Below are 14,591 nucleotides of genomic sequence, written 5' to 3' on the forward strand. Positions count from 1 at the left end.
TACCGCCCCCGGAGACTCAGCCCCCCGACCCGTAGGGGCGGGTGAGAATCTCCATGGCATGTCCCGAGGGATCGCGGAAGTACACCCCGCGCCCGCCGTCGTTGTGGTTGATCTCGCCGGGCCGTTTGGCGCCGGGGTCTGCCCAGTGCTGCAGGCCGCGTGACTGGATCTTGCCGTAGATCGCGTCGAAATCCTCTTCGGAGACCAGGAAGGCATAGTGCTGCCGCGGGATCTCCGCGCCGTCGGGCGCGTCCGCATAGTCCAGATTGGCGCCGTGCTCGAGTTGGACGACCATGAAGTGGCCGAACGGCTTTGGGCTGGGCAGGCCGAACAATTCGGCGAGGAACTCCGCCGACTCGTGCTTGTCGCGGGAGGCGACGATGGTGTGGTTGAAACTGATGGCCATAGTTCTTCTTTACTCCTCGACGAGCGCGCGTGTTCGCACGCCGACACGCCGCATCCACTGTCATTTTGCGCGCGTCGCCACAACACGCCGCCCTTACTTCGGTGCCGTGAGCTCCAGGGCGATGTTGTCAGGGTCGCGAAACTGAAGGATGTAGGACGGCCCGATGTCTTTCACCGGCTCGTGCGCGACGCTGAGCTCGTCGAGATGCGCTGCCGCGGAGTCTAATTCGTCCTTGTTGGCCATCCGGAATGCGATGTGGTCGAGCCCGGCGCGATCCTCGTGGAACCGGTCGGTGGCTACCGGCCGCAGCCCGAGCAGCGTGCCGCCGAGGTCATAGATGACGCCGCCGAACAGGAAGCTCAGCTGTTTGCGGGTGGCCTCGTCGGCGTTGTCGGGCACCTCCAGCAGGACCGGCCAACCGAACACGCTCTCGTAAAACTGCCGGGATCGCTCGATATCGGTGACGGTGAGGCGGACGTGCGCGATGGAACTGCTGGTGAAACCCATCTGCTCCATGCTGCCACTCCAGGCAGCCGATGTTGACTCCCATGCCAGAATCGCCGTCGTGCGGATTGCGATGACGCTGCCGGTGATGGAGCCGGACTTGGATGCGGGAGTTTTGGAGAGCTGGGCGCGCGCGATTGACGACGGCCCATTCTCGTCACTGTGCTGGGGCGAGCGCATCGCGTTCGAAAACCCGGACAACCTCACCCTGCTGGGCGCGCTGGCCGCCTGGACGAGTCGGGTGCGGCTGCTGACGACCGTGATCGTGCCGCAGCTGCACGACCCGGTGATGCTGGCCAAGTCGCTGGCCACCGGAGACATGCTCTGTGGCGGGCGGCTGAGCGTGGGCATTGGCGTGGGCGGCAGACACGAGGATTACCACGCCGTGGGTGCCGACCCGGCGACGCAGACCATGCGAGACATGGCCGAGCGGGTGGCCGTGATGAAGCGGGTGTGGGCCGGGGAAAAGCTCACCGACTCGGTCCTCCCGGTTGGGCCGGCGCCGGTGCAGCCCGGCGGACCGCCGCTGTTCGTGGGCAGCATCGGCCCGAAGACCATCCGCAGCGCCGCGGCCTGGGCCGCCGGACTGGCCGGGACCACCCTGGACCTGGACGTCGCCAAGCAGAACGAGCTGTTCGACGTCGCGCGCGACGCGTGGGCGCAGGCGGGCAGGGGCAAGCCCCACCTGGTGACGTCGTTCTGGTTCGCGTTCGGGCCGCCCGAACAGGCGCGAGCCCAGGTGCATCGTCATCTAAGGCGCTACATGAACTGGATACCGGCGGAATACGTCGACGCCATGGCGCCGACGACCGGGTGGTCCGGCACCGAGGACGAGCTGCTGGCGGTGCTGCGCAAGTTCGAGGCCATCGGCACCGACGAGGTACAGCTCATCCCGACGAGCTCGGACGTCGACCAGCTGAGCCGCGCGGCGGACGTGGCAGGCCGGCTCTAACCCGATGGTGGCGACCCGCCGCGCCCGGCTACGCCGCGCTTGCGATCGCCACTAACCCGATGGTGGCGACCCGCCGCGCCCGGCTACGCCGCGCTTGCGATCGCCACTAGGCAGACGCGCGCTCGTCGCCGGCCGCCGGCTGCTGGGGAGGCTGCCCCTTGCGCAGCGTCGCCAACAACTCGCGGTACGGGCCGACGAGGTAGACGGTGTCGCCGCCACGCAGCCAGGCATCACGTCGCGGGTGTAGCTCGACGGGCGCGTCCTGCCGGGTGATCGCGATGACGCGGGTGTGGGTGGACAGTTCGAACATCTTCAGTCCGTCGAGTTCGCTGCCGGACGCCACATGCATTCCGCCGACCATGAAGGAGCGCTGGCCGACGGAAAATGTGCCCAGCACTTGCAGGCCCATCGCAGCGCCGATGAACCATGGCGCGGCGAGTTCGACGGTGGACCGGACGTTTTCGAATCCGAACCGCTGCGCCACCGCGGCCCCCAGCGCGCGGTCGTAGACGCGCAGTACCAGGGGAACGTCGGTCCGGACGACTTCGGGCATCACCCGGGGGCCCAGCATCTCGCGCAGCACTATCCCGGTTTCGATATTCACCATGTCGTCCTGGGTCAGCACCGCCACCGCGCGGGCGTGCTCGACGCGGGCGACTTCCAGCGTCTGGCGCAGCGTCGCGTCTCCGAAGATCACTGGCACGTCGAGGTCGTCCGCCGCCGACAGAAAGCGGTTGTTTTCGTCCCGCTCGATCACGGCGACGTCGTATCCGGCTGACCTGAGGTCGGCGACGACGCGGCTGCCGAACGAACCGAGCCCGACGACGATGACGTGATTGCGCAGATGGCGCGCCCGGCGGCGGCCGACCGAGTGGGCGAAACGCCGCGATATCAGCAGGTCGGCGATGAAAGCGACGAGGAGCGCGGTGGTTGTCACGCCGGCGAACATCAACATGATGCTGAACAGCCGCAGCCAGGTGGGCTGATGGAGGAAGCTGAAATCGCCGTAACCGACCGTCGCGATCGTCTCGGTGCTGAAATACAGCGCGTCGAGCCACGTCATCTTCGGACCCGGCTGGTAGCTGAAGCGCAGGACCACCGTCGACCCGACCAGCAGGCACGCCGCGGCCAGCAACGCTCGGGCGAACATCGGATTGACGTCGTCACGCAGGGCGCGCGCACTGTCGAGCATGCGCCGCAGCCGGGGCAGGCGATAACGGGTCACGGTTGGCCGCGGCACCTTGATGCCGCGGGCCGCCAACTCGTCGGCGGTGCCGATCATCGCCGTCCAGTCACCGGCATGCACCGACAGATCACGGCCCGGACAGGACACCACCTCTCCCGGGGTGGCGCAGTTCTCGCCGTGAATGACCGCCACCGGTGCCAGATCGCCGTAGATCTCGCGCAGCGTCGCGTCACGCGGCGCCTCGGCGCCGGAGACGACGAATTCGATGCCCGCCGCCTCGAACGGGTGCACGGTGTGCGCCAGACACGCTTCGACGACTGAGGGCGCCGCAAGGTCGGCGACGTCCAGGATCGCTCCGGGGCGCTTGTCCGCGGCCATCGCCGTCCGCAGGACGTCATTGGCCAGCCGTGCCACCACGCGCACACGGGGGTTGGCTTTCCTTGCCAGCAGCGCGATTTCGAGATTTGTCGCGTCGTCATCTCCCACACAGATCACGGCGCGAGCGCGGGCGACTCCAGCGGTGTCGAGCTCGCCGGCGGTTCTGAGCTTGACGATGTGCACACCGGCGTTGTTGAGCTCCTCGACGATCGTGGTCGCCAGCGCGTCATCACCGCTGACGATGATGTGGCCGCGCATGGTCACGCACCCTTCCGGGCGTCGGGCATAACCCCCACCTCTGCTGACGTTGGCGTTTTGTTCCTATGACTATCGAACACCGTGCCGATTCATGCCAGCGCCACACCGGACGCTGGGGAGACGAGTGAATTGCCACGGGGCCGCGCGCGAGATTCGATAGCGATATGACGCAGCCGGAACTGCCTGGGCCGCTCGCCGCCTTGACCCGGCTCATCTCGGAGCGCATCGCCGCGGCCGATTTCGCCGGGGCGTTGCCACTCATGAACGAGCTGGTCGCGGTCTGCCGCCCGATCTTGGGGGAGCGCCACCCCAACGTCTTGGACATGAAGCTCGCGCTGGTGCACCTGCAGCTCCAAATGGGAGACCAGGCCGGGGCCTACGCCGTTCTCGAGCAGCTGGTGCCCGAGTTCGAGGAGGTGCTGGGCCGGGATCACATCACCACGTTGACGGCGCGCCACATGTTCGCCGACCGGCCGCAGCAGGAAGCGCGCGCCGCGTTGGCCGAATGGTCGCAGCTGCTGGCTGACGAAGAACGCGTGCTGGGCGCCGAGCACCCCACCGTGTTGACGTCCAGGGACCGCGTGGCGCACAAGCGCAAGGAGCTCGGTGATTACCCGGGTGCCATCGCCGAGGGCGAGCGGGTCCTTGCCGCCCGGCGCCGGGTGCTCGGCGACGACCACGAGGACACGTTGGGGACGCGGTTGTCGCTGGCGCAGTGGCACGGCGAATCGGTGGATGGCGCCGGCGCCGTGGCTCTGCTCGAGTCGCTGGTCGAGGTGATGCGCGAGAAGCTGGGTCACGACCACCGCCACACGCTGATCGCGCGGCACACCATCGCGCTGTGGGAGCCAGAACCGGAGGACTGCGAAGACAAGGTCGCTACCTGGCAAGCCCTGGTCGACGACGAAGCCCGGGTCTTCGGCGACGACAATCCCATCACCGTCGCGGCCCGGGAGGAACTGGCGAAGTGGCGCGACCGCATCGAGGACTATCGGTGGGTGGCCGAGATGCGCAACCGCGTCGAAGAAGCCACCAAGCGGCGGCTGCATACCAAAAGCCAAGCGACACAGCGATTTTCGGATGAGGAATACCTGCGGTGCTGGCTTGCCGAGCGCGGGGCTCAATTCCCGGTCTGGGCAGGCCATTACGGCGGCGAGGCCGTGTGGGACTTCTCCCCGGAATCGCTTGACGCGTTGGAAGAGCTCGCCATTCAGAAGGCCCCGACACCCGAGCAGCTCCTGGACGAGGAGCGGAATGCGGCGTTCGTCGACGGCGCTGTGTGGTATCTCGGGGAAGTGCTGCGCCGCGGACGGTCCATGCCGTGGCAATACACCCGTGGCGATACGGCGGATCCCACCGTCGGGCACGTCGACGTGTTCGAAGTCCTCACCCGTGTGCTGCACTCCGTCGACCGCGGCACCCTGCGCCGCACGTACGACCGCTTCACGGCATCCCAGTAGGAGCACGCACCCGCGGACCGGTGGTGATACTGGGTTGGTGCCTTTCATCGAATGCATCGCGTCCCGCGAGATCTATCGGAGCCAATGGATGGTGCTCCGCGAAGACGACATCCGTCGCCCGGACGGCAGCCCCGGCATCTACGGCGTGGTGGACAAACCGGACTATGCGCTGGTGATGCCATTCGATGGGCACCGCTTCCGGCTGGTCGAGCAGTTCCGGTACCCGCTCGGGGAGCGGCGGTGGGAATTCCCGCAAGGCACCGCCCCCGGCTTGGCGGACACCGACCCGTCCGAGTTGGCTGAGCGTGAGCTGCGTGAGGAAACGGGATTGATTGCCAGGTCATTTGAGGTGCTCGGCCAGCTTGATGTCGCTCCGGGCATGACCAGCCAGCGCGGGTGGGTGTTCTTGGCCACCGGGATCGCCGAAGGGGAACCGGATCTGGAGCACGAGGAACAGGACATGCGCAGTGCCTGGTTCGACCGCGAGGACGTCGAGCAGATGATCCGTTCGGGAGTGATCGCCGACGCGCAGTCCGTCGCCGCCTACAGCCTGTTTCTGCTGCGGCGACCATGAACAATGCGGGGACCCGCCGGGGTCCCCGCATTGTGGTGGTTGGCGTCAGGTCGAGGTGACGTACTGCGGGCAGTAGGCCGAAGCGGCGTCGACGGCGAACGTCTTGGAGCCCTTGGTGCTTAAGCCAGTCGACTGGGCCACGGCGCTGATGACCTCCTTGCTCGAGTGGCCCTGGTCGAGCGCGTTGCAGACGGCGTGTGCGTCCTTGATGGCGACCGAGGCGCTCGGCGGGGTGATGCCGTCCGACGCCAGCTGGGCGAGGAACGCGTCATCGACCGAACTCGCGCCCGCGGTGCCGGCGAGGCCGAGCGCGGCCAGGCCCAGAGCGGCGGTGCCGACGACTGAGGCGGTGAAACGGCGAGAAAACATTGGGGTCTCCTTGTGCTGATGTGGGTTTTCTGGTGGACGCTGGGTGCGTTGATCACAGAATCAGCACGGGGCCTTAACGGCTTCTCAACGAATTCTTGGCGGGCTATCAGCGGAGGGTCGCCGAACCCCCACCATGGACCTGATGTTTGCGCGGTGGCGGTTGCGACGCGTTATGGCACTTAGCGCCGTCCCGATCGCGGGCCTCACGATGCCCGCGGTTCCGGCACACGCGGCGATGCCGTCGTGGAACGGAAAGTATTCGCTGGTGAGATACGCCGTCAGCAAGTCGGGTACGAGCGCGGCGGCCAGTCAATCCGAACCCACATTCAGCGCCGACTACGTCTTCGTCACCACGTGCTCGTCAGGCAACTGCGTGGCGACCGCCACCAACGGCCCAGCCCCTAAGAACCCGACGCTGCCCCAGCCGTCTCATTACATCTGGGACGGCACCCGGTGGGTCGAGCACTTCGGCTTCCAGTGGGATTGCTACATGGGCGAAGGCGTCCCGAAGGTGTGGGCGCCCGCCAAGTCATGGGCGTTCTACATGCCGCAGGCAGACGGATCGTTGCGCGGCACCTGGCACACCGACATCACCGGGGGCCCGTGCGGTGGAACCGTCGAAATGCCCGTGGCGGCGTTTCCCGCCGTGTCTGGATGAAAGTCCTTATTACCCAACTTGAGTCACTGCCGCGGCGCGGGCGTCATCGAGGCGATGTAGTAGACCTCGTGCCCGGTCGGGTACCCGCCGCCATTGGTGGCGATATGAACGTGGTCGTAGTGGTTGAGGGTTTCCGAGCCGAGGTCGGCGGTCCAGCTGCCCCCGCCGACGCCCGGATAGATCTTCTGACGCCAGATCACGTGGTTGATTCCCCAGCGCTTCGCATTCGCCAGGGCGTAGCCGGCGATCTGGTTGCCGAGCTCGATGCCCTCGGGGCTGTTGTGGTTGGGGATCATTACGTCGATCGCCAACCCGTTGGGGTGCCAAGGCAGGGGATCTTCCCGGTACCCGAAGATGGTCGTGATCTGCGGAAACAGCACGCTGATGGCGCGCTCCGCCCAGATCGTCTTGATCTGCAGCCTGTCCTCCGAGGCGATGCCACGGGGCAACGCGACCTGGAATTGCTGAGCGGCGGCGGGCGCGCTGGCGGCCAACATTTCCACTTCCGCGGGACTCGCCGTGTGCGGCGCGCTGGTCGGTGCGGCGGCTGCGCTGGTGGGTGCCGCCGCCAGCGCGTTTGGCGCGCAGCATCGCGGCTTTGTGTCTTGGGCGTAGATCATGCCGGCCGCAAGCGCGAGCGAGCCCACGATCGCTAGCCAGCGCCCCCGGCCGTTGGCAAACACGTTCTTGCCCACGAGCTGCAGCTTAGTGCCGGGTGGGCACCTGTGGCCCGTTTTCATTTGGATTTCCAGGTCGGGCGAATATGCCCTCAGCGGCCCCAGGTCGGGCCACAATGACACCATGCCCGGCCAGTCCTTCGCCGATACCAATGCGTTCCACCGGATGATGCGTCGCTTCGCGTCCACGACGGTGGGTGCGGCGCTCCTTCGCCCCACGGCGCACCACCTCGACCGATTCATCACCAGGATCACCGGTGGTAGAAGCAGCTTCGCCGGGGTCGCAACCGGCATCCCCGTGGTCATGCTCACCACGACCGGCGCCAAGTCCGGCGAGCCCCGCACCGTCGCCGTGTACGGAATCCCGCATCCGGATGGCTTGGCCCTCATCGCGTCCAACTTTGGCGGCGCTAACCATCCCGCCTGGTACCACAACCTCAAGGCGCACCCCGAAGCGACGGTGGCCATCGGCCGTGACACCTGGCGTGCGAACGCGCGGCTCGCAACGCCCAGCGAGCGCGACGAGATCTGGGCGAAGGGCCTCGAGCTGTACCCCGGCTGGCGGAAGTACGAAGTGCGAGCCGGAAAGCGCCACATCGAGGCGTTCGTGCTGGTGCGAGGTTGAGGTGGCTGCGCGGGATTAATGCGCTGATCAGAGAGTGCCCCCGGCAGGATTCGAAAATGCCGCCCTGTTGGTTGCCCGCATCAGCAACTAGCTGCGATTACCGCCGCTGAGCTGCTGATAAGCTTAGGCTAGCGACGTGCACTAGTTAGCGCAAGCGTGCATGAGCTAGCACGTTGACAACAGGCAGATAACAGAGCGGAGCAAAAGTGGCCGGTAAGAAGGGCCGCCGCGGCTGGGGCTGGCTGCGCAAGTCAGGCAAGACAACCTGGCAGGCGTCCTACGTCGGCCCCGACCTACTACGCCACCGGGCGGCCAAGACCTTCTCCGCGAAAATGGACGGGGAAGAATGGCTCGCCAAGGAACGGCGACTCATCGAGCTGGGCATCTGGACACCACCCGCGCAGCGCGAGGCCGAGAAGCGTGCCGGCGCCCTCACCGTTGCCGAATACGCCGCCAAGTGGGTTGAGCAGCGCCCACTGAAAGGCCGCACGAAAGCCGGATACGAGAGCATCGTCGAGCGCCGGATCAAAGATTCGATACTCGGCCAGGTGCAGCTGTCCAATCTGACCGCGGAGGCCGTTCGGTCGTGGTACGCCGCCATGAACGCCGAGAAGCCGACCGCGAAGGCACACTCCTACCAGCTTTTGCACGCCGTGTGCGCCACCGCCGTGGGGGATGGCCTGTTGCCGGCGAACCCGTGCCAGATTCCGAAGGCGATGGCCGCCAAGACTCAACGCGCGGCCGTCGTCCTGACTCCCGCCGAGATCGCCGCCCTCGCCGATGCGATCGAGCCGCAGCGCCTGCGGACACTGGTGCTGGTCGCCGCATGGTGCGGCCCCCGCTGGGGAGAACTCATGGAACTGCGCCGCCGCGACGTGGCCGCCGACGGCTCGACGATCACCATTGCGCGCGGCGCCACACACCGGCAAGGCGTGTGCCGCATTGATACGCCGAAGTCGGGCAAGGGCCGCACGGTGGTGGTGCCCCCGCACATTCGCCCCGACCTAATGGCTCACCTGGCCGCTATCGCTGACGGGGCCGATACGCTGCTGTGGCCGCCGGCGCGGGGCGGCTGCCACATGGACGGGAAAGTGTTCCGCGACAGCTATTTCAACCCCGCGCTAGACACAATTGGCCGCGACGGCGTGAACAAGCCGAGACCGACTGTGCACGGGCTGCGGCATTTCAGCGGTACGCAGACAGCGCGCGTGGCCAACCTCGCCGAATCGATGCAGCGGTTGGGCCACTCCACCGCCCGCGCAAGCCTGATCTACCAGCAGGCCGTCAGCGGCCGCGACGCCGAGGTGGCCGATGCGCTGTCGAAACTCGCTGAGAAGCAAGCAAATTAGCCCAGTCAACACTAGACGTTTCGAAAGCCCAGACCTGCTGATTTTTCGACTAGCGTAACGTGCGCAAACGTCACTAGTGGGCCCAAACGTTCAGTCGACACTATTTGCCGTCAGCAACCCCGATTTGGCCAAAAGCCCTGTTAATCGTCTAGTAAACACACCTACGCCGTTTGCTACATACCGGCACTCGGCATAACTTTGAGGTATGTCACAGCAACACCTCACGATCAACCAAGCCGCCGAACGGTTGGGTGTGCACCCCGTCACCGTCAGGCGCTACTTGGCCCGAAACATACTGCGCGGCTATCGCATTGGCCCGCGCATGATTCGCATCCGCGCCGACGACATCGACGCAATGAGCAAGCCCATCGGCTGGCGCCGCATGAGTCCGCCCGCGGCGCCAGCCGCACCTCGCCCCGGCGTTAGTACTCCGCCGACCACTATGTTGAGCACCGACAAATGGAAAACCGATTGGGAGCGCCGCGCCCAGCGCGCAGCCGTCGATCCTCGCTACTTCGACATGATGCCCCGCGGCGTCCGTGAACGCGCGAAACAGCTCCAGGCGCAAGCGGGTGAATCCGCATGAGCGCCAAGAAGTCCAACAAGCCGGCCAGCGGTGACAGCGACCAGAAGCCTGACCGTGCCGCCGTCAGAGCGGCGAACCTTGCGAAGTTCGATTGGTCGCGCGATGTCAGCGCCGACCCGCATCTGTCGCAGGCGGCTAAGCATCTGGCGTCGCGGATGGCGATCGACAAGTTCGGCCCCAACGGCACAGCCAGGGCCACCCAAAAGGAACTCGCCAGGATCTGCGGCACGACGATACGCACCATTCGCCGCGCCACCACTGAATTGGGGTACGGCAACTATTGGGATGTCGTCCAATTGGGCGGGGCGAACCGTTACACGCTGGTTCCGCCGGATGAACGCGTTGAGCGGTGGTATGCCGCCTGCCGACAGTGGGATTCAATCTGCCGTAAATGGGACAGGTGGAAATTTGAAGATAATCGCCGGTTGGAAAAGGAAGCACAGGCCTCGTGGCTCGACGCCGAAGCCCGCGCAAAAGACGAATTCACGATGCCGATATTCGAGGCGGCCGCGCGACGGGCGAGCGAAAACAAGGTGACGGACCCGTACGGTTTTGCGATCCACATGTCAGAACAATGGTGGGACTGGAAGGTCAGGATCAAATGCCCGGGCTCGCCCAAGATCGTCGGGCGGATCAACGCGGCGACCGACGAGCAGATCGTGGAGCTAGCCACGCGGCGGGGCTACCACACACCGGCGCCGCGCTGCACCGAATGCGCTACCGAACTTCCGGCCGACCGCGCCGAACTGGCCGTCTGCATCGACTGCTCGTGGACCGTCGCCGAAATGCCCGAGGCGGACAATATGTCCGCACAGGCGGACAAGATCGACACCCTAGGCGGACAAAACCGGCACCCTAGGCGGACAGAATCGGTACCCCAGGCGGACAAGGCCGGCGCGCTGAACTGCGGAAACGGCAACTCTACAAGTACTTCAAGTACTCCCAAGTACGTAGAAGTACTACAAGACGCGTCCCCTACCGGGCGCGCGCCTACGGGCGCGCCGTCCGGGGCCGCTCAAAACATCCCATCACCCCAACCCGTCGCGGGTGGGCAAGCCATGGGCGGCACTGGGCGGCCGGATTGCCAGCTCTGCGACGACAACGGCCACGCGCTGCGCCTGGACAACGGCGAGCCGATCGCGGTGACGCTGTCCCTCGATTCCGACGATTGGGACGACTACGACCTGGATAACAACGAACGGCCGTTTATGTGCACCCATTCACTGGCCGGAAATAGGTGTGAACTGAAACGGCTTGCAGATGATGCCGATGCCGATTGGGCGCCCACATGGACTGGGTACGGTGAGGAAATCGACGGACCCGATTATGATTATGACGAGGAAGAAATTCACGCGGAAATGACCGGCGCGGCATCGCAATTCACAGACCAGAGGGTAGGGCAATAATGTCTCACGTTGAGAAACAATTCTGCATCGACAGGACATTTCAGGTTGGCAGTGGATGTGTGCTGGCCGTGCTCATCGACCAGGATGGCGCGCAGTCGTTCCACGCTTTCACGCCCGAATGGTTCGACGGGTCGGTTCCTGGCGAACGCCGCCGCACCCGGTACCGGCTGCCCGCCCATGAGCGGACTGGGCCGCTCCCGCCCGCATGGCAGCGCCGCGTTGAGGGCCGCCCGCTACCAAGCGGCCAATATAACCGGGCGACGTAAACCCGGCGGCCGGGCCGCGGACAACGCCGACCGCGACCGCTGCATATGGGGCCACGACCTCACGCCCGGCCACCCAAACACTTTCACCTACCGAGACAAACACGGCTACTGGCACCGGGTCTGCCGGCCATGCCGCAACCGCCGATCCCGACAGCTTTACCACCGCGAAAGGAACACCCAACCATCATGACCGAAGCGACGATGGAGCCGTTCACCCGGCCCGACGACGAAATCACCATCATCCCCAAGGACTTCAAGTTCGGCTATCTGGGCCACAGTGACAGCGAGGACGCGATCTCGATTCATGTGACCGATGCGCGCGTGGGCAGCGTCGCGCTGGTGATGAACGCGGCCAGCGCCCACCATGTCGCGCAGCATCTTGCGGCGATGGTGGCCGGCATCGACCAGTTACGCGAGGAGCACGACCGCCGAATCGGGAAGGGCGACAACTGATGACCGACACCACCGCCACCGAATCCGCTGTCCCGGCGCCCACGTCAACGGACGCGGCCGAAACCCCCGCCGTGGGCACCGATACCCCCGGAGAAGCGGAGAGCGGCTCTCAGGGCGAGAACGGCGAGGCCAGCGAGGAGCCGAAAGGCCGGGCCGCCCAATACCGCAAACGAGCCCAGGACGCCGAGGCGAAAGTCGCTGAAGTTGAGGCACAGTCGGCGGAACTGGCCGCCACGGTCGAGCGGCTGCAGCGGCTGCACGTCGAGCAGTCGATCGCCGCCACCGGACTGAAGCCGGCCGCCGTGTTCGCCGTCGCCCAGCTCTCCGAGCTTATCGGCGAGGATGGCCTGCCGGACAAGTCGAAACTCGATGCGGCCGTGCACGCAGCGCAGGAGCAGCTCGGTGCGGCACCCAAACCCGCTGCCGTGCAACGCCAGCGCGGCATGGTCAGCGGCGCATCGGGGTATCCGGCCGGGCCGAAGTCAAACGGCTGGGCGGCCGCGTTCAGCCCGCCAGACGATTAACGGTACCCCGGCACGGTATGCTGATGGGGACGCGCAGTACCGGCGCCCGAGCAGACCGTCGCCCGGCCGGAACCGTAGCGGGAACCCAACCTGTTACCTCTTGCGCGCTGCTGGCTGCCGGTGCGCCCCAGCAATTTAGGAGCCAACCATGGCCACGACCACTACCACCACAAGCGAATGGGGCTGGCGGCCCGATACCGTCTCGTTCCTCGCGACCGACGTGGTTCCAACCGCGTTGATCATGCAGACGTCCGCGATCGCCGGCGATGTCGACGGGGACGCACCATCCGTGCATGTCCCGTACCTTGTCGACGCCGGCCAGGCCGGCACCGGAGCGCTGATCAAAGCCGAAGGCGCCGCGCTCGCCGATGAGGAACCCGGCCTCGACGAGGTTGAGCTGAAAACCGCCAAGATCACTCGCTTGGCGACCATCAGCAACGAGCAGTTCATGAAGGCGCCCACGGCCGGGCAAATCAGCGCGTCCTTCGCGCGGGATCTGGTGCGCAAAGCTGACGCCCTGTACTTGGACGCGAACTCGGCGCCGCTGACAGGGCTGTTGCACGTGTCAGGCGTGGTGGACGCGCCGGCGCCGGTGACCGACTCGTTGGACGTGCTAGTTGACCTGCTGGCCGAACTCGAGGTCAACGGCGCGGAGCCCACACACATCATCCTGGACCCCCTGAGCTGGGCAGCTCTGCGGAAGTTCAAGACCGCCGATACGTTCAACTCCACGCTGCTGGGGGCCGGCACCGAGGACGCCGTGCCGAGGATTCTGTCGCTGCCGGTACTGCGGTCGCGGTTCATCCCGGCCAACAGCGGCATCGTGGTCGACCGCTCACAGATCCCGACCGCGGTTGGCCGGATCAAGGTCGCGCAGTCCGACCACGCCGCGTTCGCATCGGATTCTGTTGTGCTGCGCGCGACTTGGCGTATCGGTTTCGGTGCGGTGCCCCGCCCGGAGCGGATCGGCCGGTTCGTCGTCGGCGAAGCCGGCAGCTAAAGCGTGGCCTCGGCGCCCACCCCGCGTTCGTCATGGCCCGCGGGGTGGTGCAGCCGGGCCGCAACCGCCGCCGGCCGTGTTGGACCTCGCATAGCCAACGCGGCCGGCGGCACCCACAACAGAAAGCAGGACTTATGGAAACCGCGGGAGCGAATCGGATCCGCTCACAAGTCGTCGAACAGTTCGGCTACTTCTGCGTGTTCTGCGGAAACCGCAAGTGCCGCTTAAAGATGGACCGGATCAACCGCAGCCGCCCCGAGTCTGTCGTCAACGTGCTGCTCGTCTGTGAGGGATGCGCGGAACACGAACGGCCTGGGCTGTTTGACCGCGGCGAGGATGAGAGCAGGCGCAGGTGAACCACGATGACCTGCTCGATGACGTCAACCTCGACAGGTTGGCGCAAGCGTTCGACGCCGGATGGTCTGACGATGACGAGGCGGCGCGGGCGGCCCGCTACGACCCGACCGTGCGCAGCGTCAACGGTGTGGTGTGCGGCATGTGCGATCGTCACCGCCATTCCCCGTGCTCGCGGTGGTGCTGGGAATGACCGAGTCGTTGCGCACCAGCCTCATTGGGCAGTTCGGACGGCAATGCGGATTGTGTGGTCGATGCTTCTGCCGGTTGACCGTTGAACCGATTGCGGCGTCGTCTCCGGTCACGTTCACGAACTGCACACTGATGTGTCAGCAGTGTGTCGACAGGCGCGACCGATGAAGTTTGCTAGGACGGCTACCGCCGGGGCTGAAAGTTTGCTGGCGGCGCAGCCTCGGCGGGTGTTGCCTGCGTCAGCATCGCCGCAGGTTCAACGCGTCAGCGTTGCGTTTGCGCAGCTCAAAGCCCCGATGGGGTGGGCGGGGGACCCATGGTGGCAGCGGGCGCCCACGGCCATACTTAGCGTCTGCCTGTGCGTTGAGAGCTGCCAGAACTTCCGGACCCGCTAGAAAAGTTTGCTAGAGAGGT

The 14,591-nt window shown here is 66.0% G+C and carries 18 protein-coding genes; 13 read left to right on the forward strand and 5 right to left on the reverse strand.

Annotated elements, in window-relative coordinates; genetic code table 11:
- Positions 1 to 16: 16 nt before the first annotated feature.
- Positions 17 to 406, reverse strand: coding sequence for a VOC family protein (locus AWC17_RS14625; protein WP_046184772.1), 390 nt, complete (start codon positions 404 to 406; stop codon positions 17 to 19).
- A 93-nt stretch (positions 407 to 499) separates the two neighbouring features.
- A complete protein-coding gene (locus AWC17_RS14630) occupies positions 500 to 913 on the reverse strand; it encodes a VOC family protein (RefSeq protein WP_046184781.1) in 414 nt (137 codons plus the stop codon).
- 70 nt (positions 914 to 983) lie between these two features.
- On the opposite strand from AWC17_RS14630, the gene AWC17_RS14635 reads away from it, so the two are divergent.
- The gene (locus tag AWC17_RS14635; protein ID WP_046184780.1) at positions 984 to 1,862 is read left to right on the forward strand and encodes an LLM class flavin-dependent oxidoreductase; all 879 of its coding nucleotides are present in this window, start codon (positions 984 to 986) and stop codon (positions 1,860 to 1,862) included.
- A 106-nt stretch (positions 1,863 to 1,968) separates the two neighbouring features.
- Here the strand turns inward: AWC17_RS14635 and AWC17_RS14640 are convergent, their stop codons facing one another.
- Positions 1,969 to 3,684 carry an NAD-binding protein gene (locus tag AWC17_RS14640; protein ID WP_046185222.1) on the reverse strand — a complete coding sequence of 572 codons (1,716 nt, stop codon included), beginning with the start codon at positions 3,682 to 3,684 and terminating at the stop codon, positions 1,969 to 1,971.
- Between the two features lie 164 nt (positions 3,685 to 3,848).
- Between AWC17_RS14640 and AWC17_RS14645 the strand changes: the two genes are divergently transcribed.
- Together AWC17_RS14645 and AWC17_RS14650 are read left to right on the forward strand one after the other, a co-directional pair.
- Positions 3,849 to 5,144, forward strand: coding sequence for a tetratricopeptide repeat protein (locus AWC17_RS14645; protein WP_082123096.1), 1,296 nt, complete (start codon positions 3,849 to 3,851; stop codon positions 5,142 to 5,144).
- 88 nt (positions 5,145 to 5,232) lie between these two features.
- On the forward strand, positions 5,233 to 5,718 hold the full coding sequence (locus AWC17_RS14650; RefSeq protein ID WP_231588620.1) for an NUDIX domain-containing protein: 486 nt from the start codon (positions 5,233 to 5,235) through the stop codon (positions 5,716 to 5,718).
- A 45-nt stretch (positions 5,719 to 5,763) separates the two neighbouring features.
- On the opposite strand, the gene AWC17_RS14655 is transcribed toward AWC17_RS14650, so the two are convergent.
- Positions 5,764 to 6,087 (reverse strand): DUF732 domain-containing protein, encoded by a 324-nt coding sequence (locus tag AWC17_RS14655; RefSeq protein ID WP_046185220.1) that lies wholly within the window; start codon positions 6,085 to 6,087, stop codon positions 5,764 to 5,766.
- A 133-nt stretch (positions 6,088 to 6,220) separates the two neighbouring features.
- Between AWC17_RS14655 and AWC17_RS14660 the strand changes: the two genes are divergently transcribed.
- Complete coding sequence (locus AWC17_RS14660; protein ID WP_462498402.1) at positions 6,221 to 6,745, forward strand: Rv2253 family sensor-like surface protein; 525 nt, start codon at positions 6,221 to 6,223, stop codon at positions 6,743 to 6,745.
- Positions 6,746 to 6,768: 23 nt separating this feature from the next.
- On the opposite strand, the gene AWC17_RS14665 is transcribed toward AWC17_RS14660, so the two are convergent.
- The gene (locus tag AWC17_RS14665) at positions 6,769 to 7,485 is read right to left on the reverse strand and encodes a VldE C-terminal domain-containing protein (RefSeq protein ID WP_231588619.1); all 717 of its coding nucleotides are present in this window, start codon (positions 7,483 to 7,485) and stop codon (positions 6,769 to 6,771) included.
- Positions 7,486 to 7,546: 61 nt separating this feature from the next.
- Between AWC17_RS14665 and AWC17_RS14670 the strand changes: the two genes are divergently transcribed.
- The 9 genes from AWC17_RS14670 to AWC17_RS14715 all read left to right on the forward strand — a co-directional run bounded on the left by AWC17_RS14670 (position 7,547) and on the right by AWC17_RS14715 (position 14,178).
- Positions 7,547 to 8,047: a nitroreductase family deazaflavin-dependent oxidoreductase gene (locus AWC17_RS14670; RefSeq protein ID WP_046185219.1), complete on the forward strand. Its 501-nt coding sequence runs from the start codon at positions 7,547 to 7,549 to the stop codon at positions 8,045 to 8,047.
- 206 nt (positions 8,048 to 8,253) lie between these two features.
- Positions 8,254 to 9,396, forward strand: coding sequence for a tyrosine-type recombinase/integrase (locus AWC17_RS14675; protein ID WP_085164809.1), 1,143 nt, complete (start codon positions 8,254 to 8,256; stop codon positions 9,394 to 9,396).
- Between the two features lie 205 nt (positions 9,397 to 9,601).
- Entirely contained in the window at positions 9,602 to 9,982 is a 381-nt protein-coding gene (locus AWC17_RS14680; protein ID WP_085164811.1) for a helix-turn-helix domain-containing protein, read from the forward strand.
- On the forward strand, positions 9,979 to 11,388 hold the full coding sequence (locus AWC17_RS14685) for a hypothetical protein (RefSeq protein WP_085164812.1): 1,410 nt from the start codon (positions 9,979 to 9,981) through the stop codon (positions 11,386 to 11,388). Before AWC17_RS14680 ends, AWC17_RS14685 begins: the two co-directional genes overlap by 4 nt.
- Before the next feature lie 452 nt (positions 11,389 to 11,840).
- The gene (locus tag AWC17_RS14695; protein WP_085164816.1) at positions 11,841 to 12,107 is read left to right on the forward strand and encodes a hypothetical protein; all 267 of its coding nucleotides are present in this window, start codon (positions 11,841 to 11,843) and stop codon (positions 12,105 to 12,107) included.
- Positions 12,107 to 12,631, forward strand: a complete 525-nt coding sequence (locus AWC17_RS14700) for a hypothetical protein (RefSeq protein ID WP_085164818.1) — start codon at positions 12,107 to 12,109, stop codon at positions 12,629 to 12,631. The genes AWC17_RS14695 and AWC17_RS14700 overlap by 1 nt, the downstream gene beginning before the upstream one ends.
- A 148-nt stretch (positions 12,632 to 12,779) precedes the next feature.
- Positions 12,780 to 13,631, forward strand: a complete 852-nt coding sequence (locus AWC17_RS14705; protein ID WP_085164820.1) for a phage major capsid protein — start codon at positions 12,780 to 12,782, stop codon at positions 13,629 to 13,631.
- A 134-nt stretch (positions 13,632 to 13,765) separates the two neighbouring features.
- Complete coding sequence (locus AWC17_RS14710) at positions 13,766 to 13,987, forward strand: hypothetical protein (RefSeq protein WP_085164822.1); 222 nt, start codon at positions 13,766 to 13,768, stop codon at positions 13,985 to 13,987.
- On the forward strand, positions 13,984 to 14,178 hold the full coding sequence (locus AWC17_RS14715) for a hypothetical protein (protein ID WP_085164824.1): 195 nt from the start codon (positions 13,984 to 13,986) through the stop codon (positions 14,176 to 14,178). The genes AWC17_RS14710 and AWC17_RS14715 overlap by 4 nt, the downstream gene beginning before the upstream one ends.
- The last annotated feature ends 413 nt before the right edge of the window (positions 14,179 to 14,591 follow it).

This window comes from Mycobacterium nebraskense (assembly GCF_002102255.1).
Taxonomy (GTDB): domain Bacteria; phylum Actinomycetota; class Actinomycetes; order Mycobacteriales; family Mycobacteriaceae; genus Mycobacterium; species Mycobacterium nebraskense.

Coding starts and splice junctions, on each gene's coding strand:
- AWC17_RS14635 (WP_046184780.1), top strand. CDS start 984: ATGACGCTGCCGGTGATGGAGCCGGACTTGGATGCGGGAGTTTTGGAG.
- AWC17_RS14685 (WP_085164812.1), top strand. CDS start 9,979: ATGAGCGCCAAGAAGTCCAACAAGCCGGCCAGCGGTGACAGCGACCAG.
- AWC17_RS14630 (WP_046184781.1), bottom strand. CDS start 913: ATGGGTTTCACCAGCAGTTCCATCGCGCACGTCCGCCTCACCGTCACC.
- AWC17_RS14625 (WP_046184772.1), bottom strand. CDS start 406: ATGGCCATCAGTTTCAACCACACCATCGTCGCCTCCCGCGACAAGCAC.
- AWC17_RS14670 (WP_046185219.1), top strand. CDS start 7,547: ATGCCCGGCCAGTCCTTCGCCGATACCAATGCGTTCCACCGGATGATG.
- AWC17_RS14700 (WP_085164818.1), top strand. CDS start 12,107: ATGACCGACACCACCGCCACCGAATCCGCTGTCCCGGCGCCCACGTCA.
- AWC17_RS14660 (WP_462498402.1), top strand. CDS start 6,221: ATGGACCTGATGTTTGCGCGGTGGCGGTTGCGACGCGTTATGGCACTT.
- AWC17_RS14665 (WP_231588619.1), bottom strand. CDS start 7,485: ATGAAAACGGGCCACAGGTGCCCACCCGGCACTAAGCTGCAGCTCGTG.
- AWC17_RS14710 (WP_085164822.1), top strand. CDS start 13,766: ATGGAAACCGCGGGAGCGAATCGGATCCGCTCACAAGTCGTCGAACAG.
- AWC17_RS14640 (WP_046185222.1), bottom strand. CDS start 3,684: ATGCGCGGCCACATCATCGTCAGCGGTGATGACGCGCTGGCGACCACG.
- AWC17_RS14695 (WP_085164816.1), top strand. CDS start 11,841: ATGACCGAAGCGACGATGGAGCCGTTCACCCGGCCCGACGACGAAATC.
- AWC17_RS14645 (WP_082123096.1), top strand. CDS start 3,849: ATGACGCAGCCGGAACTGCCTGGGCCGCTCGCCGCCTTGACCCGGCTC.
- AWC17_RS14650 (WP_231588620.1), top strand. CDS start 5,233: ATGGTGCTCCGCGAAGACGACATCCGTCGCCCGGACGGCAGCCCCGGC.
- AWC17_RS14705 (WP_085164820.1), top strand. CDS start 12,780: ATGGCCACGACCACTACCACCACAAGCGAATGGGGCTGGCGGCCCGAT.
- AWC17_RS14655 (WP_046185220.1), bottom strand. CDS start 6,087: ATGTTTTCTCGCCGTTTCACCGCCTCAGTCGTCGGCACCGCCGCTCTG.
- AWC17_RS14680 (WP_085164811.1), top strand. CDS start 9,602: ATGTCACAGCAACACCTCACGATCAACCAAGCCGCCGAACGGTTGGGT.